Below are 22,789 nucleotides of genomic sequence, written 5' to 3' on the forward strand. Positions count from 1 at the left end.
CCGAATATATAGGTTCGCACGTAAGGTGGAGTGGTTATGGCAGGTCAAACACTAGGGCTGTCACCGGTTCCGCTCCAAGGTTGCTGAGCAGGATGTCACTTTCCTGAGTTATCATTGCGCCATCCCCCGGTGCGAGGATTGTGTCGTTGACACTGAGTTGCCCGTCGACCTGGTGGATGAACACGTTCCTTTGGGGAGTAATCGGCACCGATTCCCCCGGCAGCAGGATAATCTGGCTGAGGGAAGCATCCTGCTTGATTTTCAGGGTGCCGCCCTGGCCATCGGGTGTCGCAATCGATGTGATCCCCGGTTCCCGACCAAACGCTTTTTGCTGATAGCCCGGTTGCCCGCCGGTTTCACTTGGCTGGATCCATATTTGCAAAAATCGTAATGGGCTGGTGTCAGACGCATTGTATTCGCTGTGATAAATCCCACTCCCGGCAGACATTAGCTGAAATTCTCCGGCATGCAAAATCTTCACATTACCTTCACTGTCTTTATGGGCGATACTGCCTTCCAATACGTAGCTGATGATTTCCATGTCACGGTGACCGTGGGTATCAAATCCTGCACCTGGCTGCACGATGTCATCATTGATCACGCGCAGTTCGGAAAATCCCATGTGTTGCGGGTCATAGTAACTACCAAAAGAAAACGTATGGCGACTGTCGAGCCAGCCAAAGTTCGCCCGGCCACGTTCATGTGCTTTACGTACTGTGATCATAGTTAACTCCCAGGTTGCTTCGTTACTGAAGGATTCTGCCTCTGTGAACCAGCGTCCTGAGACAGAGGCTCTGACACAGAATCTTCAGGACGGTCGGAAATAGTGGCGGTCGATATTAGCGGCGGTTAGCCAGCAGGTTGTCCAGACCCAGTTTACCCGCCCCGGAAATGGCCAGAGAGACAGCCATGGCTAACAGCGCCAAACCAAACTCGTAGCCGTTGTTCGCCATGAACAGGCCATTTTCCAGGTGGACGCTGGCAATGGCGACAGCCATGGTAAAGGCGACGACGGCTGCAGCCGGACGAGTCAGCAGACCCAGCAGAATAAACAGACCCCCAAAGAACTCTGCACTACCGGCTAACAATGCCATCAGGAAACCCGGAGCCAGGCCGATCGAAGCCATCCATTGACCGGTGCCTTCCAGCCCGGAGCCACCGAACCAGCCGAACAGTTTTTGTGAGCCGTGGGCCATTAGGATAATCCCAACAGGAACGCGCAATGCCAGCGGTGCCAGAGAGGGATGAGAAGTCAGAAGGCGTTGGATAAAAGTGTTCATAATCATGTCCTTAAAAAATTCGAATGTTGCTTCAGATTTCCCTCTTGAATTTCACGGTGGAGTGAGAGGGTTAACCTGAGCTGTTGATCTGAAGTGTAGGGACAAATGGCGACTAACAACACGGGGCACGCTTGTTCTACTTGTTCAAAAAAGTTGAATGAGCTGCGGGGAAGGCGTTCCGCGGTGGGCCTGGTCAGCTTTCCTGGAGAGTGTGCTCAGGAGAATAATCGGTGTGCAGGCAAGGAGATAGACTAAAATTAATTGGGTTGCTCCAGTTTTTGTTAAGGATGCATTCGTTATGATGGTTCCTGATGCGACGGGTTAGTGTGCCGTTTTGGCTGAGAGTTTGTGTAGCCGATGGCACCGACAGACGCACCCGTATCGTATTCAGTCTCGACTCGCTAATTGTGTCTCTATTTTGGACACTCGCTATTTGGCTCAGCATTTGCTGAGCTTTTTTGTACCTGCGATTTGCCATGGCAACTATCTCTCGCTTCTGGAGCGACGGTTTCAGAGGGCTGGCTTTTTATTCCGCGTGAGGTTTTCTGCTGTGGGAATGTGGGAATGTGGGAATGTGGGAATGTGGGAAGAAGAAAATTGCGAGTGAGGGATAGCAGGCGTGGTGTTATTACCAGCCTGCTGAGAATACCGCTCTGAAGCGGTGAGTGTCTGGTGCCCGACTAGCGCCCGAAGCGATCCAGGTATATTGGGTTAACACAGAGTGAGGCCTGCAAATAATGTGGCCGACACCTGAGCCTCACTGCGGATTATCCGACCGGGAATGTCGGTTGATTGCCCGGTTGATCGCCTTAGTGGTTTTCAATGGCTTTGCGGGTAAAGCCCTGATTCTGGCTGAGTAGCAGGCCTGCCTCTTCTGCAGACACTGCGGCCAATATCATCACAATGGCTGTTTTACAGTGACCGCCGCTTGCTTGCAGGGCAGCAATGGCTTCTTCGCGGCTGCATTCGGTAGCGGACATAACGATATTCTTCTGGCGTTCAACCAGCTTGGCGTTGGTGGCTTCCACATCCACCATCAGATTGCCGTAGACTTTACCGGTGCGAATCATGGCGCCGGTTGTTAGCATATTCAGGATCAGTTTTTGTGCTGTACCGGCTTTCATACGTGATGAGCCCGTCACCACTTCCGGGCCAACCACAGGAGTGATGGCAATCTCTGAGGCTTCGCTCATCGGGCTGTCCGGATTACAGCTGATAGAAACTACGGTTGCTCCCAGCGAGGCTGCGTAATCCATCGCGCCCAGCACATATGGCGTTCGGCCGCTTGCGGCAATGCCCACCACCACATCTTTGGCTGTCAGGTTCAGGTCTTTGAGATCCTGTGCGCCCTGCTCACGGTTATCTTCGGCATTTTCCACCGCTTTCAGGATAGCCGGATGACCGCCCGCGATCAGCCCGACCACTTGTGCGGCCGGTGTACCAAAGGTCGGCGGACATTCGCTGGCATCCAGAATACCGAGACGACCGGAGGTACCCGCGCCGGTATAAATCAGGCGACCGCCCTGGAGAAAGGCCTCGGCAATCTTATCGACGGCGAGCGCGATGGCTGGCAATACGGCCTCCACGGCCAGCGCGACGTTTTTATCTTCATTATTGATGACCCGAAGCATATCCAGCGTCGGTAGGGTATCAATCTGCTCACTGGCTGGATTGCGGCTTTCGGTGATCATCTTGGTCAGGTTGATGTTCATGGCGGATCCTGAAGGGTGATTATCGCGATATGTTAGCACGGATGAGACAGAGGGATCTCACCGGTACGTTGGCGATTTGCTTGAATACCTGAGAGTGAAGAGCAGAGAGTTGATGTCAGTGCTGCCTTGATTGTTTGTTTGGTGCGTCTCAATAAATAGGCATGCAAAAAAGTGAGCCGGAATGCTATCTGCTTGAACAAAAAATGACTTTTCAAAAAATGGATTTTTTTGTGCTGAACGGCGGCGGGTGCTGACAAAAAACTGACATTACCAGCCGGTGTTTTCGCGATTATCCCTGCCTTCAAAACGATAACAATGGTAAAAAAATGAACACAACAACGCTTGGCTTAAAGCCACATTCAAAGCATCGTTTGAAGCCCTGGCGGGTAAGTTTACTGATTGCGTCCGTCTTTTTGATGGCATGCGGTGGCTCGGGTGGCGCTGAAGCCAAACCGTCTGAAGACAAAGGCAAACCGACCACCCCGGGCAAACCTAACAAGCCAACGCAGCCAGAGACTCCCGACACGGATACCGGTAACGGCAGCGAAGGCGGCGATGAACCGGTAGCTCCAGAGAACCCTTATGAGCCAGAAGTGCCAGTGGAAGCCGGACAGATTTCTGTCGACGGTACTCTCTATAACGATATAGCAGCGGCGCAGTCAGCCATTCAGCCCGGCAGTCTGGTGGTACTGGGGAGCGGGGTTTATAGCCAAGGGCTGTACATCGGCCATGATGATGTCACCGTTCAAGGCAGCGAAGGCACCCATTTCAAAGGCGCTGCAATTCAGGGCAAAGGGACGTTCGTGGTTGACGGCAACAACGTCGTGATTGAAGGCATTGAGTGCAGCGGTGTATCTGTGCCGGATCAGAACGGAGCGTGTGTGCGCCAGCAGGGGCAGGATCTGATGCTGAGCAATGTGTATTTCCACGACAGTGAGCAAGGCGTGCTGTCGGCGCAGGGAAGTGGCAAACTGACGATCGAATACAGCCGGTTTGAGCAGTTGGGCAAGGCGGGACGCGCCCATGCGGTATACAGCAATAATGACAGCCTGGAGATTCGCTATAGCCGCTTTTACAGTTCAAAAGATCAGGGACATGAAATCAAATCCCGTGCTCCGCGCACACTGATTGAGTACAGTGAAATCGCTTCGCTGTCGGGCGTTGACAGCCGTCTGGCTGACGTGTCGAACGGTGGCGCACTGACGATTCGAAACAGCGTGCTGGAACAAGGGCCCAATACCTCAAACTATCAGCTGATTGGTTTTGGTATTGAGGGCATGACCAACAGTGTGGCACCGTCGGTGGTGCTGGAAAACAACATTGTCCTGCTGGAACGTGCCAATGGTAACGTCTTCCTGGGACTGCCAAGTGATAGCAGCGGTATCTCAATCTCTATTACCGGAAATGACTTTATCGGTGAGGCTAAATTCAACGACAAAGATCAGCACAATATTCCGGCCAACAACCGCCTGTTTACAGACCGCACCAGTTACGGGCTAGGGGCTTTCCCTGAGCTGCCGGATATTGGTGTGCAAACGCCGTAAAGGCACAAGCCGGAGCCGATGATGCGGGCTCCGGCTCTTATTCTGCCATGTTCGCTGTGGCGACTTTGTCTATTATGGCAACTGTGGTGATTGTGAACAGTTTGGTTAACATTGATCTTCAGTGTTGTGATGCGTAAATGAACCCGCCGGGCTAACCGCCGCGTTGGGAACGGGTGATCGCTTTCTCAGGCGATGACTTTTTTCATTGGAATGCAGTCCAGACAGACCCCTCGCGGTGTACGGTAGGTGGCGACGTTGTCGCCCACAAAACCGCATGAGCGATAGAAAGGAGCGGCGTTTAACGTGGACTCTAATTGGAGTGAGGTCAGGGCGTTTTCTGCTGCCAGTGTTTCCAGAAATGACAGCATGCTTTTGGCCGCTCCTTTTCCAAAATATGCCGGGTCGACAAAGATGGCGTCGATCATTCCGTTTTGAGTATTCAGTTTACCGCTGCCGACCACTTTTCCGTTAATTTCCGAAACGTAGAAGGTATCAACGATATCTTTGATCAGTGCTGTTGAGATACCGCCGTGGGTCCACAAGTTGAGTTGTTCCGCAGTATAAAAGTCGGAGCACTTTTCAATTATTGCGTTTTTTCTTAGTTCATAAATGGCGTGAACATCCGATTCGACGGCTTTCCTTATTGCAATCATGTTTTTTCCTTAAAACGGTTGGATATGGACGAGCGTTTTTTCTCTTTTATCAATCAATGCGCTTTGATAGCAATAACTGTTTGTTAATAAATCCCATCTTTGCGTAGCAACGAATAGCATCGGCATTGTTCGGCCATACATGGAGCTCAACAGAGGTCGCTTTTTTTGCCCGGGCCCAGCACTCAAAATGTGCGACCAGTTTTTGGGCGATGCCTTGTCGTCTTGTTCTGGGCGCAACGACAATGTCCTCGATGTAGGAGTAACAGCGTGGCGCGGTCCAGCGTCTGCAATCCACTTGCACTACGTTGCCCAGCAAGGTTCCTACTACGGTATCGTGATGTTCTGCGACGAATAAGGCACTGTTGTCGTCGACCAAGATGGCATCAAGCTCCTCAACGGTTAAAACCTCGGTCGTCTCTCGGACGGTATCCGGCGCTAAAGCTGCATTATGTTTGTTTTCTATGATAAAGAGGCTGACAAGGGCCTCCCAATCTTGGCCTCTGGCTTTGCGTATCATGGTTTCTCTAAACAATGGTTTTCCTCGACGATGGTTTTTGCTCAACAAGGGTTTTTCTTAATAAGTTTTTTCTTAACAATGGGTTTTGCTGAACAATGTGTTTCTTCAGCAGAATACTCGCACGCTGCCCATTAATCTGTATGCCCGCATACTGGAGCAGGTTGCCTGATTTTGTCGGCAGTTGTTTGGTTTTAAAGGGTAATCGCACGTATAAAGAGTAATAGTACGTAAAGCGGTGGCGCATACCCAACATAAAAGTCTGCAATTTCGGGCAGATTATCATTTGTTCGTTTGCTTCTTATTGCCGCTGGGTCGGGGCGTTTTTTCGTTAAGCGGCCGGGTTTTGCGTCAAATAGCTCAGTTTGTCGTTAAGTCGCCGAGTTTTCGTTAAGTACACGTGTATAAAGAAGATTCAGCCGTGGTTTGTTCTAATCTGGTAAAGTGCCTCTGCGGTTCGGTGACGCGGTCATATTGCCGTGCAGGCCGAGTGGCGACAGCAGAAATACAAAACGGACAGGCGTGATGAAAATTGATGATTTAAAGTTGTTTGTACTGGTGGTGGAGCTGGGCGGTTTTTCCAGTGCGGCAGATGCCCTGAATTTACCGCGTTCGAATGTCAGCCGCAGGATCAATGATCTGGAGAAAGAGCTGAATATTAACCTGCTGACCCGAACCACCCGTCGCCTGACGCCAACGCCTATCGGACAGGAGTATTACAACAGCCTCAAGGACATTTTGCCTGAACTGGACAGAGCCCATGAATTGGTGAAAACCCAAAGTCAAAGTCCGACCGGTAAAATCAAAGTGGGTCTGCTGCATGAGGCCGACATTCTCTTGCACGATGTCATTCACAGCTTCCTTCATGACCATCCCAATATCAGCCTGGAAACCCATCTGAGTGCGTTGGGGTATCACGATATCCTGACTTATGGTTTGGACGCGTGCGTTCATATTGGTGCTATCAGTGACAGCTCTTTTATTGCCCGTCGGGTAGCGCCTATTAAGGGAAAACTGTACGCCACACCTGAATATGTCAGTAAATACGGTCGGCCAGGCAGCCTGGCGGATCTGGACGAGCATTTCATGGTTTTGCTGCGCCGTCCGGATGGCAGGCTGGATAACCACTGGGTGTTCAATAAAGGGGAAGTCACTGTGAACAGCCGGTTGGTGTCAAACAGTGCCTATTATATCCGTCATGCGGTGTTTCAGGGGGATGGCATCGGCATGTTTGCTGAGCTGATGATGAAACCGTTTGTCGAGCGCGGTGAAATTATCGATCTGCTGCCGGACCATGAAACCTTCTTTGATGAGGTGTCTTTGGTGTACCCGCGACGTAAAGGATTATCTTTCGCCGCTCGGCTATTTATTGACTACGTTCTCGAAGAAGTGGAAAAGATTCAGGGATTGTCCTGAAATTTGAGACAGTGTTAACAAAATCTGCCCGATTATCTCTTTGAGTAGATTATTTAGAATGCAACACCACAATTAATAGCAATGGTTTGTATTCATGAAATCGACTCGTCCAGCGAAACACTGCCTGGCTACTCTGATAATGGGCACTTTGCTCGTTGGCTGCGGCTCTGAAGCCGTCAGCGTAGCGCCTGATACGGCACGTCCTGTCAATATCCTCCAGCTTAATGCCGCCAATCAGCGCGATGTCATGCGTTTCAGTGGGGAGATTGAGTCTCATCAGGCATCGAAGCTGGCCTTTCGGGTTCCCGGGACGGTCGAGCAAATTCTGGTTCGTGAAGGGGAGTGGGTGAAGGCCGGCCAGGTCATCGCCCGGTTAGACCCGCACGACTTCCAGGTCAACGTGAATGAAACGAAAGCCCGGCTGAGTGAGGCGCGGGCAGCCCACAAACTGGCGCAGATTGAACTGAAACGTACCCGCCTGGCGGCGGCTGACAATGCGGTGTCCGGGGTGAACGTCGATCGCGCAATCAGCGCCGAAGCGCGTGCGCGTGCCAACGTCACCATGCTTCAGCAATCTCTAAAAAAAGCCAGTGATGCGCTGCGATACAGCCAGCTGACGGCGCCTTTTGATGGGGTGATCGGCCAGCGGTTCATTGATGAGTTCGAGCAGACGGCACCGGGGCTGTCGGTGGTATCTCTGCATCAGCCAAACCAGCTTGAAGCTGTGGTGGATGTGCCGGAGAACCAGATCGCCATGCTGAAGAAAGGCATGGCGGCGCAGGTGCAATGGTATCAGCAGGACAGCCAGGTCAAGGCTGTGATCACGGAAATCGCCACCCTGCCGGATACCCTGAAACAAACCTACGAGGTCACTCTCGCGCTGACCGAACCTACTTCTTCGCTGTTTCCGGGCAAAACCGTCAATGTCCAGTTTGAGCAGGCTGAACTCAGTGGCGGCTACTGCTTACCGACGGCGGCAGTTAAAGTGAAAAACGGCGTCACGCAGGTGGTGACGGTAAAGCAGGGCAGTGCGGTGCACGTGCCGGTGAACGTGGTCTCCCAGCGTCACGACAGCCTGTGTGTTGAAGGGGCGCTGCAAAGCGGTGACAAGGTGGTGACGGCAGGTAGCATGTTCCTGAAAGAAGGCGATGCCCTGACCCTGCTCAATGACACAGGAGCACAGTCATGACCTTGTCGACGTTCGCCCTCCGGCAGAAAACCTTTGTGATCTTTTTCACCGTACTTTGCACCATCGCCGGTATCTATTCCTACTTCGACCTGGGCAAACTGGAAGACCCGGCCTTTACCGTAAAAAGTGCCGTGGTGATGACCATCTACCCGGGCGCAACGGCGCAGGAGGTGGAAAAACTGGTCACCGATAAAATCGAAACCCGGTTGCAGGAGATGGGCTCGCTGTGGAAGCTGCGCTCCCTGTCCCGTCCCGGCAGTTCGCTGATCTTTGTCGATCTGCAGGAAAAATACAGTTCCGACGAGCTGCCTCAGCAGTGGGACTTGTTGCGCCGTAAGGTGCAGGACGTGAAGCTGGAGCTGCCGCCTCAGGCGCAAATCAGCATCGTGCAGGACGAATTTTCGGAAGTGTACGGCATGGTGTTTGCGGTTTACGGTGATGACATTCCGATGCGTGATCTCAAAGACTACGCCCGTGAACTGCAACGCCGGATTAAAACCGTCGACGGGGTGAAAAAAATTGAGCTGCACGGTGTGCGTGAGCAAGTGGTGAACATCGATATTTCCGATGAGCGCCTGGCAGACAGCCATATTTCACTGGCCCAGCTGATTGAACAACTGAACAGCCAGAATATCCCGGTGACGGCTGGAGACTTTGACCTGGGCAACGAGAACCTGCGGGTTGAGCAGACCGGGGCGTTCCGCAGTGTGGATGACATCAAAAATCTGGTGATCCGAACCGGTGTTCCGGGTATTGGTGATGGTGTGGGTACGATTCGTCTGGGCGATGTGGCTGAGGTGTATCTGGGGTATCAGACTCCGGCCCTGACCGAGAGCCGCTATAACGGCCAGCAGGCCATCACATTGGCCGTCAGCCCGGAAAACGGCATCAACGTGGTCAGCATCGGCGACGATCTGAAAGCGGTGCTGAACCAGTTCGAATCTGAGCTGCCGGTGGGTGCCGGTGTCGGTATCGTGGCGTATCAGCCGGATGAAGTGACCAAATCGATTAACAACTTTGTCGCCAACCTGGTGGAAAGTGTAGTGATCGTGGTTGCGGTGCTGCTGGTGTTCATGGGCTGGAAGGAAGCCACCATTGTGGGTGTCAGCCTGCTGCTGACGATTCTGTTTACGCTGGTCTACATGAATGTGGCCAATGTGGATTTGCAGCGGGTTTCGCTCGGCTCCTTCATTCTGGCTCTCGGCATGCTGGTGGATAACGCGATTGTGATTGTTGACCTGTTCCAGACCAAGCTGCGCAACGGGGTGGCGCGTGCCGAGGCGGTGAAAGAGTCGATTCAGGAAATGGCCATTCCGCTGCTGGGAGCCACCGTGATTGCGGCACTGGGAACCGCGCCGGTACTGTTTTCTCAGACGGACTCAGCCGAGTTTTCCCTGTCGATCGTGCATGTTCTGTGCAGTTCACTGCTGCTGTCTTGGGTTGTCGCCATGATTGTGACCCCGCTGATGTGCATGGTGTTTTTGAAAGCACCTCAAGGCAATGCCCAACAGGCGCGTGAAAACAAAGCCTATGTGGCTTACCGCCGCGCTGTATTCTGGACCGTCGATAATCCGAAAAAAGCGCTGCTGCTGGTGGCTCCGATGCTGGTGGTGTCCTTGATGGCGGCACCGCTGTTGCCGGTAAACTTTATGCCGGGTTCGGACCGGGCAATCGTATTTCTAGATTACTGGCTGCCAAACGGCGGACGGATCGACAACGTTTCGCAGGACATGAAGCAGGTTGAGCAATGGCTGCTGAAACAGCCGGAAGTGGAGAGTATTTCCAGCTATGTGGGCGAAAGTGCGCCGCGTTTCTCGGTGACGGTAGAGCCTGAGCCACTGGATGCCAGCTACGGCCAAATCCTGATCAATACCCGTTCATTTGACGATATTGAGTCTCTGGTCGCGCGCGGTGATCAGTGGTTGGCACAAACGTTCCCGCATGCCGAGCCCCGTTTTCGTGACCTGAAACTGGCCACCAAAGACAAGTTCAGTATTGAAGTGCGCTTCGAAGGGCCGGATCCGACGGTACTGCATCAGCTGTCTGATCAGGCACAGGCAATCATGCGCGCCAATCCGCATACCAAATATGTGCGTGATAACTGGCGTCAGGAAAGCAAGGTGCTTGTCCCACTGATCAATCAGGAAGCGGCCCGTCGCGCCGGGATTAACCGGGCGGATATCGCACTGGCACTCAATCGCGCCACGGAAGGGCTGCCGATTGGCACCCTGCGTAAAGACGATGACCTGATTCCGATCAAGCTCAACAGCACCAACACGTCGCTGGAATTTATCAACAACATTCCGGTGCGTTCTGTACTGGGCGCACACAGTGTTCCGCTAGGACAAGTCGTGGATGATGTTCAGATCAAAGGCGAAGAGAGCATGATCTGGCGCCAGAACCGACTGCCGGCCATTACCACGCAGGCCGGGGTAACGGGAGCGACGGCGTCAGACATTCGCAAACAACTGGCACCTGAGCTGGAGGCCATTGCGCTGCCACCGGGTTACAGCATGAAATGGGGCGGGGAATATTACGATGAGAAGCGCTCGGTCGACGATTTGGTGACGCAGAACCCGAAAGCATCGATTCTGATGTTCGTGATTCTGGTGGCGTTATTTAATGCATATCGCCAGCCGATCATCATCTTTGTCACGCTGCCGCTGGCTTCTATCGGCATCATCTGGAGCCTGCTGCTGCTCAACAAGCCGTTTGGGTTTATGGCGATTGTCGGCATGATTTGCCTGAGCGGGATGATCATCAAAAACGGTATCGTTTTGATGGATCAGATTGAGCTTGAACGCCAGCGCGGACGGAAGATGGCCGATGCGATCAAAGCGGCAACCCTGAACCGGACAATGGCGATCTCAATGGCTGCCCTGACAACGGTACTGGGCATGGTGCCGCTGCTGACCGACCAGCTGTTTGATCAGATGGCTGCCACGATCATCGGTGGTCTGGTGGCGGCATCTGTCCTGTCACTGTTTGTGATGCCGGCGATGTACCGTCTCTGCTTTGCCAAAGAGGAAAAGCAGGAAAATCAACCACAGTTAACGACGCAGCAGGACGCCGCATCACAAGATTACGATTCAGAGGTAAAAGGTCATGAATAAGCGTCAATTAGGGCTGATGATCGGTGCGCTGCTGTTATCCGGCTGTTCCATGGCGCCGGACTACGATGTGCCGACGGTCGCGATGAACGATGTTTACCTCAACCAGGTCGATTCGGCGACACAGCCCGGCAGCCATTTCCACGCGGCCTGGTGGGAAGCGTTTCAGGATGCTCAGCTGAACCGGTTGGTCAGCGATGCCCAGCGACAGAACATCACCCTGAAAATCGCCAGTGAGCGAATTCAGGCCGCGCAGTCATACCACAAGGCGGTGGCTTCACTGAAAGTCCCGACCGTGTCGATCAGCGGCGGGGTGGCGGATATCCGGCTCAGTGAAAATGAGGCCATGATGGGCGGGATGGTGCGTGACCATACCTTGTCACCTGCGCTGGGCGGCGGTCAGGTACGTGTAATGGACCGCGACCAGACGGATTATTTCCTGGGACTGAATGCGTCCTGGGAGCTGGATGTGTTTGGTCGGATCGACAGCATGAGCCAGGCTGCAGCGATTCGTGCCGAACAGGCCGCCATCATGAAACAGGCGGTGACGACGCTGATTACTGCTGATGTGATTAATAACTATCTGCAATATCGCGGGGCGCAGGAGCGGATTGCGATTGCCGACGAGAACATTCGTGATCAGGAAGAGATGCTGCGGCTGGTGGAATCCCTCAACCGGCACGGCTACGGCTCTGAGCTGGATGTCGCCAATGCCAAGGCCAACCTGGCGGCAACCCGGGCGATGGTGCCGAAACTGGAAACCGCCAAAAGCGTTCACCTGAACCGGTTGGCCATTTTACTGGGGGAGAACCTGCATAAAACCGAAGCGCGTCTGGCCGGACAGTCAGCTCAGAGGGTGATGCCGTCAATGCACGGTGTGATTCCGACCGGGCTGCCGTCAGAGCTGCTGACCCGCCGTCCGGATATCGCTCTGGCCGAGCGGGAAATTGCTGCCCGTAATCAGGAAGTTGGTGCCGCGATTGCGAATCAGTATCCGCGCTTTTTCCTGACCGGATCGCCGGGCGTGATGGCCGGTGATTTTGGTGACTTGTTTGATTCCGGCTCTGACACCTGGATGCTGGGTGCCGGGTTCAGCTGGAATATCTTCGATGCCGGTCGTAACAAAGCGATGGTGGACATGCAGGAAGCCGGATTCCGCCAGTCTGTACTGAGCTATCAGGACACCGTGAATGCGGCTTTCAATGAGGTGGAAACTGCCCTTCGTGCCTACGGCAACAGTCAGCAGTTTGAGCACTATCTGAAGGAAGCGGAGCAGCAGGCGGAAACCGCGCTGGGTAAAGCCAACTCGCTGTACAAGTCCGGACTGGTGAACCATCTCTCGGTACTGGATGCCCAGCGTCAGAAAAATCAGGTGCAGGATGCGGAAGTGCTGGCAAGGCTGAATACCGCCTCTAGTGTGGTGATGCTGCACAAAGCATTGGGTGGTGACTGGAATGCGCCAGCTGCCCGGCTGCCGTCAGTACCGCGCACCTGACACTAAAGGGTGTATGCCAGAAGAGGGCGGCTTGGTTCTGATTACAGATGACTGTGCGTTGTTCCTGTTGCCATTTTTATTGCCGTTTTCGTTGTCACCCTTGTTGCCGCCGTTGTTGTTACTTTGGTTGTTGCTGTGGTTGTTGCCTGAACGGGCAACAACAGCGGCGAGACTTTGCGACAGGCGGCGACGAGGCGACACCCTGCCTGCTTGTTTTCCGTTTCGCATGAATGAATGCGCCCCTACGAAATTTCATGGAGTGATGTTATGACCGTTCCCTTTGGCCTGTTGGGTTTTCTCGGGTTGTTTGGCCTGGTCTGGTATTTGTCGTTTAAACCGAATGCCGCTAAGCCGCCGGATAACCGCCGACCTTATCATCGCCAGTCCTTCCGCTGGCTGGGTGAGGCGATACTCAGTTTCTTCTGGCTGATTGCCATGCTGGCCTTGGTGGATGCCGGGTTTGACAACCTGCGCCTTGACCTGCGTTTTTAGTGATTATTGTCTGTTTTCGCTTATCCTGGTGCGCCTACTGAGTGTACGTCTGTTGAGTGTATGTCTGCTGAGTGTATGCCAGCCCAATGCAGGCTGGCTGGCGTGAGAAATATGCCGCTGGACAGAAACAGAACGTGATTTTCACTGCTGTTGTTTGTTATAACGAACGTTTTATGCCTTTAAGGGCATATATCTGACCTATTCCACCGATCAATACGCCAGCGGACGTTACTACCCAGCAGAAAGGAAGACTGATGGAAAACCGTGCTACCCCCTCTACCGAAAATACAACCGAGCCCCTGCACCCGGCGGTAAGGTTGCTCAGTACAACGCTGGTCATCGATACACTGACAGAGCAGGACTGGCCGGTCTTCTTGCGTTTGCATACCGAACCTGCGGTGATTGAGAAATGCTTTGATCCCAAACCTCAAACTGAACTTCGGGCCCGTTTCGCCACGCGTTTACAGGGCTGGCAGCCGGACAGCAACGACTGGCTGACCGTCGCAGTCAGGGAGCGATCGTCGGGGAATATCGTCGGAGTCACCGGTTTTTGTTTTGACGGACAGACTGCAGAAGTCGGTTATCTGTTTCTGCCTGAATATTACGGTCGGGGGTTTGCAACGGAATCACTCAGCGCCATCATCGACTGGGCGGTGCAGTGCCATGGCATTACCCGCTTTCAGGCGGTGGTCACTGAAGGTAACGTGGCCTCTGAACGAGTGCTGGAAAAGTGCGGATTTCGCTGTGTCGAGATCGTACCGGATGCCTACAGCATCGGCGGAAAACGCTATGCTGATCATATCTTTAACCTGAATCGCCAATCTGGGGCTGCGTAGTCTTCGCTTCCACGTAGTTTCAGCTAAGACGTCGTTTCAGCCTCAGCCTAATCTTAACGCTACGTAATTAGCGTCTGGATGTGGCCGTGGCCGGTCAGGCCAATCTGTGATGCCGTATTACGACTATCGTAAACAAGGATGTAAACCATGAAACCAAAGACAGAATCTCAGAATTCTTCACATCTATCTTCAGCGGTCTCTTCACCCGTTTCTGAGCGGGTGGTGGTCGAAGTGGTGGCTTACCGCCCCGACTGGCAGGCGGATTTCGATCAGGAACACGCTATGATCACAGAGCAGTTATCGTCGCACAATGTGGCCGGGATCCACCATATCGGCAGTACATCGGTGCCGGGACTCTGGGCCAAGCCCTTGATTGATATCCTGCTGGAAGTGCATAGCCTGGCGCTATTGGATCAGGAAACTGAAAGGCTGGTGAGGCTCGGGTATGAAGCGATGGGGGAGTTTGGTATTCCTGAGCGGCGTTTTTTCCGAAAAGGCAGTGCCACTCAACGTACTCACCATCTTCATGCTTTTCTGGCGGGGTCGCCACAAGTGAAGCGTCATCTTGCGTTTCGTGATTATCTCCGGGTTTTTCCCGAAATTCGTGATGAATACGCGGCCGTTAAGCGCGAAGGCGCACGGCTGTGCCAGAATGAAATGGCACGTTATATCGCCCATAAAAATGATTTCATCCTACATCATGAGGCGCAGGCCCTTTGCTGGCAGGCTGCTGAACCGGAAAAAGGAGACATGCCATGACCTCGACTTCACGCGTAGCACTGGTTACCGGGGGCAGTAAAGGTATCGGCTTGGCGATGGTGAAACATCTGGTGGCGCAGGGCTGTCAGGTGATCACTTGCTCAAGGCATGCTGATACCTGGCTAGATTGTGTGGCACAGGAACCGGCGTTGGCCGGGGTGGATTATACCCCGTTGGACATTGCGGAAACGGCGCAAACGGAAGACTGGTTTAAAGCCATTCAGATCCGTTACGGCCAGCTCGATGTTGCGGTGAACAATGCTTCGCCCATGCTGGCTTCCAAGGGAACCTTTGAGCAGGTCGAAACTGCCGATTTGCAGGCCACCTTGCAGCAGGACTTCTGGTCGCACGCCCTGTGTCTTAAGCTTGAATTGGCGCTGATGGCAAAAGGGGGAGCGATTGTGAATATCAGCTCGGTCAATGGACTTCGTCCGACGCCCAATGCCGCCATGTACAGTGCGGCGAAACATGCGCTGGAAGGGCTGACTCGTTCGGTTGCGCTTGAGGCGGTCAAGAAAGGTGTCAGGGTCAATGCGGTCGCGCCAGGTGTCACCTGGACGCCAAGGTGGATTGCCCGCCAGCAGGATGAGCCGGTGATCCGCGAAAGTGTATCCGAGGTGGTACCGATAGGGCGCTTTGCCGAGCCGGAAGAAATAGTGCACGCGGTTGATTTTTTGCTGTCAGACAACGCCCGCTATATTATCGGGCATACGCTGGTGGTGGATGGTGGGTTAAGCCTGACGTAGAATGGCGCCTTGCACATTTACCCGGGGAGCCTGTGATGAAACAGTCCATCATCCATATTGCACTGGTGGTTCGCGATTACGATGAAGCCATTGATTTTTATGTAAATAAGCTTCATTTCGAACTAATTGAAGATACTTATCAGCCTGACCAGGATAAACGCTGGGTCGTGGTGTCGCCGCCAGGTTCGAATGGCGTCGCCTTGCTGTTGGCGCGTGCTTCGAACGAGGAGCAGCAACAGGTCGTAGGCAATCAGACTGCAGGACGCGTTTTCCTGTTTCTCAGCACCGATGATTTCTGGCGCGATTATGAGCGGATGGTCAAAGACGGTATCCACTTTGTCCGCGAGCCGAAAGAGCAGGACTACGGTACGGTCGCTGTTTTTGAAGATCTGTACGGTAATTTATGGGATCTGCTGCAGCTACATCCCGATCACCCTATGGCAGGAAGATAGCGGGGCGATAGCGAGGTGAGCCCGCCGCTAAAACGCCACGGCATACCGTGGCGTTTTGTTGTCGGTTACTGGCAGCCAGCCGCCCCGAGCGACTCCCATACTCCCCATTGACCCGTTGTGCCCGGTTCTTCACCACGAGTCCACCATTTCGCCCGCCACAGTTGACCGTTGTGAATGGCGCGATCGTCAGCAACATAAATGGTGTTGCTGTTCCAGGCATTGCTACAGCCCGGTTGACTGTCGTCGAACACTTCAACGTTGCGTGTGATGCTGAGGCTCTCACCGTTACCGTATACCACTGTATAAGTAAGTGCATACGTACCGGCTTGCCCGGTGTTGACCTGGCCACTCACTGTCGTCTGGCTGGTCAGATCCCCGTCCACAGGATGGGTGACGGTAACCCCGGCCATAGGATCAAACGTACTGTTGAGCGGAATGCGGACATCACTGACGCCATCGAACACCGGTTGGAGGTCATAGACCGTCACTTTTCTGGGTTCACTGGTGCTGTTGCCCTGATTATCAGAGACTTTGTATGTCAGTACATACTCACCGGAAATGCTGGTATTAACCTGACCTTCCACCAGAATATTGCTACTGATGTCAGCGCCGTTGCTGTCTTTGGCCACCACGCCAATCAGTGGCTCAAAGACCTCGCCGCGCAGTACCCGGACATCGGTCAGGCCGGTAAAGATCGGAGACAGATCCGGCAGCGGCGGTTGCTGGTTATGGATAAAGCTGCCGTAGTCTTTGATGAACTGCTCGTGATAAGGCTGGCCAGCAGCATTTTTCCCCATGTCCCAGTTGACGGACCAGGTCATTACACCGCGCAGTGGCTGACCTTGTTGGCTGAGCTGTTCGAATGCGCCGTACAGGGCGTTTGGATCCTCGATAAAACCGTTGGCCGCGCCGTCAATGTTGGCCGGGATGCCGAACACCAGTTTGTCGTGTGGAATGGTCGTGTAACCGCGGGTGCCGTTAATCAGCGAATCAGCCATGTAATAGATAAACTGCTGTTTCTGAGGGCTGTTTTGTGAAAGCCAGCCTACGCCGTCCACATACACACCATCGCCGCCCTGATTATAAAACTGCGGATTGATAAAGTCGTAATAGCCGTTCAGCGCTTGGATATAAGGCAAATATTTTCCGTTCGCTATGGACAGATAAGGGAACTCTGGCGCCATGGTGATCATGAAATGCTTGCCCTGTGCCTGATAGTGATCTTTTACTATTTTCAGTGCCGCCGGAATGACCGTCTGGTTGGCCGCAGCAGTAATGGCCGTTTGTTCAAGATCGATATCAAGCCCGTCGAAGCCGAATTTGTCGGTCAGGCGGATAATTTCATCGGCAAAGGCTTGTTCATCGCCCGCTTGCAGTTCGATGTGCGCATCTGCGCCACCCAGAGCAAGTAACACGCTGCGTCCTTGTGAATTGAGGGTGGCAATCTGATCGATGAATTCGGCTTCAGTCAGGCCGATGGCCGGATCCAGACGGAACGTCGGAATGCGCCCTTCAGCGGTGTTGTACACCTTCATGAAAGAGACATCCACCACGTTGTAGTGCGGGTGAACAGCTGTCAGGTCAACACAGGGCGCCACCCCGCCTTTATAGCCGGCACCGTCGCACCAGTTGTGCCAGTAGCCGACGACTACATTGCCGGTTTGTACCACCATGTCGTTAGCCAGCGCGGTTGTCGGGAGAGCGGAGGTTCCCAGTGCCAGCGCCGCTGAAAGCATACTGAATGTCAGTCCTTTCATGTTCACTCCTGTTTTTAGGGTTAGATTGGGGGAAGTGCTTGTTGGAAAGGCTTGTTGATATAGCCTGCCGATAAAGCTGATTAGTGACGATTTATAAAAATCTTTGTATAAACCACGTGTTAGAAGCCGCCCGGCGATCGCTGCCAAGAGTGTTTCAGCCTTACCGCCTGACTGAAAAATGATGCATTGATTACTGGGCGTTGATGTACGTTAATCTGTTGTCGGAGGCAGGAATATAATTTTGATCGCAAAAAAAGAACTGGATTCAGGAAATGATTTTTGATGGTGTAAGTGATTTTGCTATCAATAAGGTGGCGAGTTACGCCTTGTCACTGTATGTGTTTTTTCTGATGTTTCCGATGTTTATGATGTAGCTAATGTCAGAGCTGCAACTGGAGAGCCTGATCAAACCGGCGGCAACGCGCACCGGATATCCTGCGGCCAGGTTGCGGCCAGAAAATCAATAAACTGACGTACTGCTGGCAACTGATAGCTGCGTGACAGGTAGACGGCCCACAAACTGCTGCCAGGCGTGTGATAGTTCTCCAGTACAGGTACTAATTGTCCGCTTTCAATCAAAGGGTTAGCCAGATCACACGGCAGCCTGATCACCCCATATCCCATTAAGGCCGCCTGGGTCAGGGTTGCCAGCTCATTACCTTTAATATTGCCTTTTACGGCGACCCGCTCAGGGGTGTTGTCTTTGATCAACTCCCATTCACTGGCATCAAGGTGGACGAAGCAGTTGTGCTGCCTCAGGTCTGCCGGGATGGCTGGCTGGCCATATTGCGCCAGATAGGCCGGGGCGGCGCATATCACAGCATCAATAGCCATCAGGCGTCTGGCGATCAGGTTGTCGGCGGGTTGCTGAGTGTAGCGCAGGGCGATATCAACCCGCTCATCCACTAACTGTGAAAAACGATCTGAGGCCAGAATATCTATCGTGACTTGGGGGTGAAGACTCACAAATCGGGTAATGGCCTCGATCAACAGATTTTGTGCCAGGCCAATTGGTGAAGACACCCTGATCGTTCCGGATAGCGACTGGCTGTGGGTCAAGGCATCGGTTTCCAGGGCTGTGGCTTCATTGAGAATGCGTTCGCACCGTATCAGTGCCTCTTCGCCGGCTAAGGTAAGGCTGACCTTGCGGGTCGTTCGATGCAGTAAACGTTGCTGAAGCCAGGATTCGACCTCCTGCACATGGCGGGAAACCTGTAACCGGCTGAGATCGAGGTTCTCGGCGGCTTTGGTAAAACTGGCGGTGTTGGCGACTTCAACAAAACTGCGTAAGGCGGTTAGTCGATCCATGGCAAGCCTCTAATTAGTATCTTTATTTGATACAATGTACATCAATTTCGTGCGTTTATCACAGTATTGCCTCCTATTACACTGGCCCTGTCAGTCACCAACAGGCTTAACGACTTAAGCCTTATCGGTGGGTAACAGTTAATGTCTTACTAAACAGGAGCAGGACAATGAAAGTAGCAGTACTAGGCGCAACAGGCTGGATTGGTCGTCATATCGTTGAAGAAGCTGCATCGCGCGGGCATGAGGTGATTGCACTGGTGCGTGACCTGGCCAGCGCCGATCTAAACGCGGCGGCACTGCGTCGGTTCGACTTGCTGGATGGTTCACAGGAACTGGCTGAGGCCGTAGCGGGTGCCGATGTGGTGATTTCTGCCATTGGTGGGCGTGCCGCGGGTAACCACGATATTGTTGCCCGTACTGCACAACGCCTGCTGGCCGAGTTGCCAACAGCCAGAGTAGATCGCCTGTTGTGGGTGGGTGGCGCAGGTACCCTGGAAGTTGCACCGGGGGTTGAACTGGTGACGTTGCCGGATTTTCCAGAAGAGTACAAACCGGAAGCGGTGGCGATGAGCGAAGCGCTGGCCGTATTTCGTGGGACTGAGTCGACCGTAAACTGGACGTTTGTCAGCCCGGCCGCTGAGATTTTTCCGGGTGAGAAGCTGGGCACTTACCGTATTGGCGGGGACGAATTGCTGGCAGATGAGCAGGGCGCGAGCCGGATTTCGGTCAGTGATTACGCGGCTGCGATGATTGATGAGCTCGAAGCCGGGCACTATCCGAAGCAGCGCATAGGTGTCGCGTACTGATTATGACTGATCTTGTTTGCTAGAGACGTTGTGTGTCATAGAAGCCATGTGTAGCCGAGGTCATGTGTAATCCGGGTAATGTGAAATAGACGTCATGTGAAATAGACGCTATGTGAAATTGACGTCATTGGTTGCAGGTGAAAATGTCAGGGTTGCCTCTGGACGGAGGCGACCTTTCACCGTATTCGAGTGGCACCTTGCGCACTTTGAGAGCACCTTCTTGTATCTTTAGCTATCGATATTTTTATTTTTAGCCATTTCCCATCCATCACGCTTTTGTTAACTACTTGCCATATAGGCATTTTTCTCACATGTCAGAATCAAGACATGCTTATCCCCACTAATGTTGATGATATAGGCAGAATACTAAGAATTTGCTGCTGAGAGTGATATACCCATTGGGCTAGGATGGAGTGTCTGCATGAATGCCTCTCGTTATATCTGGGCGGTCGTGTTATTAGCGACTGTCACCGCTTGCCGCGATGATTCCGGTGATGAGCTTAACCTGGCAAATAACACCGGTAGTGTCGAAGAACCTGTCAACAATGACACGTCGACGCCTGATAATAATCCAGACGGAACCGGCGACCCGACGGCACCGCCTGCGACTGAAAATCCGCCTCCGACGACACCTCCCACCACCGAAGAGCCTGTGCCAGAAGATCCGCCTCCGCCACCAGTGCCGAAACTGGATATTGATGGCCTGCCGCTGCCGGACGTGTCAGTCACTCACGATTATGTGGCTTATCTGGCCGCCCAGCCTCAGTACTACACACGTATCTCGTCACCGTTTGGGGATGTGGCTTCACAGGACAACACACCGTTTGACAACAAGGTCACCAATCCGGCAGCGAATCTGGGGCGGGTGCTGTTTTACGATGTTCGGTTGTCGAAAAATAACAGTGTGTCGTGCGCATCTTGCCACATTCAGGAACACGGTTTTACCGATCCGAAAGTATTGAGTGACGGCTTCGACGGCGGAAAAACCGGTCGCCATTCCATGAGCCTGACCAATGCGACGTATTATCAGAACCGGAAATTTTTCTGGGATGAACGTGCCCGTACGCTTGAGGATCAGGTGCTGATGCCGATTCAGGACGGGATTGAAATGGGCATGAACCTGTTTGATCTGGAAACCAAACTCGGTGAAACCAGTTTTTATGCTGATCTTTTTACTCAGGCGTTCGGCGATGAGGCCATTACCAGCGAGCGGATTTCTAAAGCAATGGCGCAGTTTATCCGCAGTATGGTGAGTTATGAGTCCAAATATGATCAAGCATTTGCTGCCGGAGAATGGAATAACCCAAATTTTGCCTCGGTATTTACCGAGCAGGAAATGTTGGGACTGAAGCTGTTCTCGGGTTTCCCTGGCTCAGAACGTGAATCCCTGGGCTGCATTTCCTGCCATCAAACCTCGGCGCACACCATGGATCAGGCACATGTTAATGGACTGGACGCGAACACCAGTGCCGATCAGGGGGCGGGGAACGGTTTCTTCAAATCGCCGTCGCTGCGCAATATCGGTGTGGGGGCACCTTATATGCACGATGGCCGTTTTGCGACTCTGGATGACGTAGTGGAGTTTTACAACAGCGGGATTCAGCGCCATCCAAGTCTGAGTCCGATTCTTACGACGAACGGGCAGGTCGGCGGCCCACCCGTTAGGATGGAGCTGACGCAGGAAGAAAAGGATGCGCTGGTCGCCTTTATGAATGCCCTGACGGATGAGAATTTCCTGACCAATCCAATGTTTGGCACCCCCTTTACCTTGATGACACAGCCGGATAGCACTGGCTCAGAGTAAAACCCAAGGAGAAAACACCGATCGAAAAAAAGGCCTGCACACATGTGCAGGCTGGCTTAGGTTAGAAACTTAAGTAGAAAATCAGACAAAGTGAACGAGTCACAGCAATACATACGTGCGGGCTGCATCGTTCGATCACTGTTTTTTCGATCACTGTGTTTTTGTGATCACTGCGTTTGAGCGATCTCTGGGGCAGAATCTCCGGTTGGTGATCGTGATGGGTTGCCTTTAGATGAGCTGGATAGGGAGGACAAAAGGTTAAAAGGACGAATGGGCAAGTGGGCGGAGCAGCAACGGCCCATATGGCCTGAGTACGCAGACGAAACATATCGTTGGAATATACAGGCGTAAGCGGCAAACAAAAAAAGAGAGGCGAATGCCTCTCTTTGGTGATGAGTTTTTTACTCATGTCATCTTAGCCGGGGATCGCTCAGGGTGCCGAATCCCGTTCTCCGGTCTTAGCCGGTGCTCACCGTCAGTCGCTAGGGTGAGTACAGCTGGCGAACCGGGTTGGGTTCAATGTACTCAATTGCCGCCTGATTTTCTGCCGTGTGGGCTTCCAGTTTGGCGAGTCCCTGAGAATCGATAGTGACCACCAGAACCTGATGATCAGCCATGACCTCGGTGATTTCTCCTCCTGCTCGGGTAACCAGCGCTTTCGCACTGGCTTCCTGTGTCGGCAGATATTTCACGTAGAAGCTGCCTGTCCCGTGGCTGTCTTCGGTATTACCCGTGACCACAGGGTGTTGAACCGGCCCCACTTTGATCTGCCCCATCGCTGGGACAGAAACCGGGGCAACTGGTTGTGGCTGCTCGTTTTGCGGCAGGCTCTCATCAGCAGAGCAACTGGCGCTGAGCATTACCATCGCAAGCGGAACGCACAGTGTCGGGATTCGGTGCATCATAGTGATTCCCC

The 22,789-nt window shown here is 53.2% G+C and carries 20 protein-coding genes; 12 read left to right on the forward strand and 8 right to left on the reverse strand.

The features are described from left to right. Positions 1–34: 34 nt before the first annotated feature. The 3 genes from FH974_RS16070 to murQ form a co-directional block, all read right to left on the reverse strand. On the reverse strand, positions 35–724 hold the full coding sequence (locus FH974_RS16070; protein ID WP_047884923.1) for a pirin family protein: 690 nt from the start codon (positions 722–724) through the stop codon (positions 35–37). Positions 725–839: 115 nt separating this feature from the next. Next, entirely contained in the window at positions 840–1,280 is a 441-nt protein-coding gene (locus tag FH974_RS16075; RefSeq protein ID WP_047885145.1) for a DoxX family protein, read from the reverse strand. Between the two features lie 809 nt (positions 1,281–2,089). Next, positions 2,090–2,992 carry an N-acetylmuramic acid 6-phosphate etherase gene (murQ, locus tag FH974_RS16080; RefSeq protein WP_047884922.1) on the reverse strand — a complete coding sequence of 301 codons (903 nt, stop codon included), beginning with the start codon at positions 2,990–2,992 and terminating at the stop codon, positions 2,090–2,092. 326 nt (positions 2,993–3,318) lie between these two features. Here murQ and FH974_RS16085 point away from each other — a divergent pair, with 326 nt between their 5' ends. Continuing rightward, the gene (locus tag FH974_RS16085) at positions 3,319–4,536 is read left to right on the forward strand and encodes a right-handed parallel beta-helix repeat-containing protein (RefSeq protein WP_207103932.1); all 1,218 of its coding nucleotides are present in this window, start codon (positions 3,319–3,321) and stop codon (positions 4,534–4,536) included. Positions 4,537–4,721: 185 nt separating this feature from the next. On the opposite strand, the gene FH974_RS16090 is transcribed toward FH974_RS16085, so the two are convergent. Then, positions 4,722–5,189, reverse strand: coding sequence for a GNAT family N-acetyltransferase (locus FH974_RS16090; RefSeq protein WP_047884920.1), 468 nt, complete (start codon positions 5,187–5,189; stop codon positions 4,722–4,724). 49 nt (positions 5,190–5,238) lie between these two features. Then, positions 5,239–5,721 carry a GNAT family N-acetyltransferase gene (locus FH974_RS16095; protein ID WP_242551935.1) on the reverse strand — a complete coding sequence of 161 codons (483 nt, stop codon included), beginning with the start codon at positions 5,719–5,721 and terminating at the stop codon, positions 5,239–5,241. A gap of 507 nt (positions 5,722–6,228) precedes the next feature. On the opposite strand from FH974_RS16095, the gene FH974_RS16100 reads away from it, so the two are divergent. The 9 genes from FH974_RS16100 to FH974_RS16140 all read left to right on the forward strand — a co-directional run bounded on the left by FH974_RS16100 (position 6,229) and on the right by FH974_RS16140 (position 16,198). Then, complete coding sequence (locus tag FH974_RS16100; protein WP_047884917.1) at positions 6,229–7,119, forward strand: LysR family transcriptional regulator; 891 nt, start codon at positions 6,229–6,231, stop codon at positions 7,117–7,119. A 94-nt stretch (positions 7,120–7,213) separates the two neighbouring features. Beyond that, positions 7,214–8,308, forward strand: coding sequence for an efflux RND transporter periplasmic adaptor subunit (locus FH974_RS16105; protein WP_053061796.1), 1,095 nt, complete (start codon positions 7,214–7,216; stop codon positions 8,306–8,308). Next, positions 8,305–11,421: an efflux RND transporter permease subunit gene (locus tag FH974_RS16110; protein ID WP_207103933.1), complete on the forward strand. Its 3,117-nt coding sequence runs from the start codon at positions 8,305–8,307 to the stop codon at positions 11,419–11,421. The genes FH974_RS16105 and FH974_RS16110 overlap by 4 nt, the downstream gene beginning before the upstream one ends. Continuing rightward, entirely contained in the window at positions 11,414–12,913 is a 1,500-nt protein-coding gene (locus FH974_RS16115) for an efflux transporter outer membrane subunit (protein ID WP_207103934.1), read from the forward strand. The genes FH974_RS16110 and FH974_RS16115 overlap by 8 nt, the downstream gene beginning before the upstream one ends. Before the next feature lie 267 nt (positions 12,914–13,180). Then, complete coding sequence (locus FH974_RS16120; RefSeq protein ID WP_207103935.1) at positions 13,181–13,405, forward strand: hypothetical protein; 225 nt, start codon at positions 13,181–13,183, stop codon at positions 13,403–13,405. A 254-nt stretch (positions 13,406–13,659) separates the two neighbouring features. Further along, positions 13,660–14,241, forward strand: coding sequence for a GNAT family N-acetyltransferase (locus FH974_RS16125; protein ID WP_207103936.1), 582 nt, complete (start codon positions 13,660–13,662; stop codon positions 14,239–14,241). A 147-nt stretch (positions 14,242–14,388) separates the two neighbouring features. Then, positions 14,389–15,000 carry a GrpB family protein gene (locus FH974_RS16130; protein WP_207103937.1) on the forward strand — a complete coding sequence of 204 codons (612 nt, stop codon included), beginning with the start codon at positions 14,389–14,391 and terminating at the stop codon, positions 14,998–15,000. Next, entirely contained in the window at positions 14,997–15,746 is a 750-nt protein-coding gene (locus FH974_RS16135) for an SDR family NAD(P)-dependent oxidoreductase (protein WP_047884912.1), read from the forward strand. Before FH974_RS16130 ends, FH974_RS16135 begins: the two co-directional genes overlap by 4 nt. 35 nt (positions 15,747–15,781) lie before the next feature. Beyond that, a complete protein-coding gene (locus tag FH974_RS16140; protein ID WP_047884911.1) occupies positions 15,782–16,198 on the forward strand; it encodes a VOC family protein in 417 nt (138 codons plus the stop codon). A 65-nt stretch (positions 16,199–16,263) separates the two neighbouring features. Here the strand turns inward: FH974_RS16140 and FH974_RS16145 are convergent, their stop codons facing one another. Both FH974_RS16145 and FH974_RS16150 read right to left on the reverse strand, forming a co-directional pair. Beyond that, positions 16,264–17,955, reverse strand: coding sequence for an immunoglobulin-like domain-containing protein (locus FH974_RS16145; protein ID WP_047884910.1), 1,692 nt, complete (start codon positions 17,953–17,955; stop codon positions 16,264–16,266). 405 nt (positions 17,956–18,360) lie between these two features. Next, positions 18,361–19,263 carry a LysR family transcriptional regulator gene (locus FH974_RS16150; protein ID WP_047884909.1) on the reverse strand — a complete coding sequence of 301 codons (903 nt, stop codon included), beginning with the start codon at positions 19,261–19,263 and terminating at the stop codon, positions 18,361–18,363. Between the two features lie 167 nt (positions 19,264–19,430). Between FH974_RS16150 and FH974_RS16155 the strand changes: the two genes are divergently transcribed. Beyond that, positions 19,431–20,069 carry an NAD(P)-dependent oxidoreductase gene (locus tag FH974_RS16155; protein ID WP_047884908.1) on the forward strand — a complete coding sequence of 213 codons (639 nt, stop codon included), beginning with the start codon at positions 19,431–19,433 and terminating at the stop codon, positions 20,067–20,069. A gap of 421 nt (positions 20,070–20,490) precedes the next feature. Next, a complete protein-coding gene (locus tag FH974_RS16160; protein ID WP_053061795.1) occupies positions 20,491–21,873 on the forward strand; it encodes a cytochrome-c peroxidase in 1,383 nt (460 codons plus the stop codon). Positions 21,874–22,355: 482 nt separating this feature from the next. On the opposite strand, the gene FH974_RS16165 is transcribed toward FH974_RS16160, so the two are convergent. Next, the gene (locus FH974_RS16165; RefSeq protein WP_047884907.1) at positions 22,356–22,778 is read right to left on the reverse strand and encodes a S8 family serine peptidase; all 423 of its coding nucleotides are present in this window, start codon (positions 22,776–22,778) and stop codon (positions 22,356–22,358) included. Positions 22,779–22,789 lie beyond the last annotated feature (11 nt).

Origin of the sequence: Photobacterium ganghwense (assembly GCF_017329545.1) — a bacterium.
GTDB lineage: Bacteria > Pseudomonadota > Gammaproteobacteria > Enterobacterales > Vibrionaceae > Photobacterium > Photobacterium ganghwense.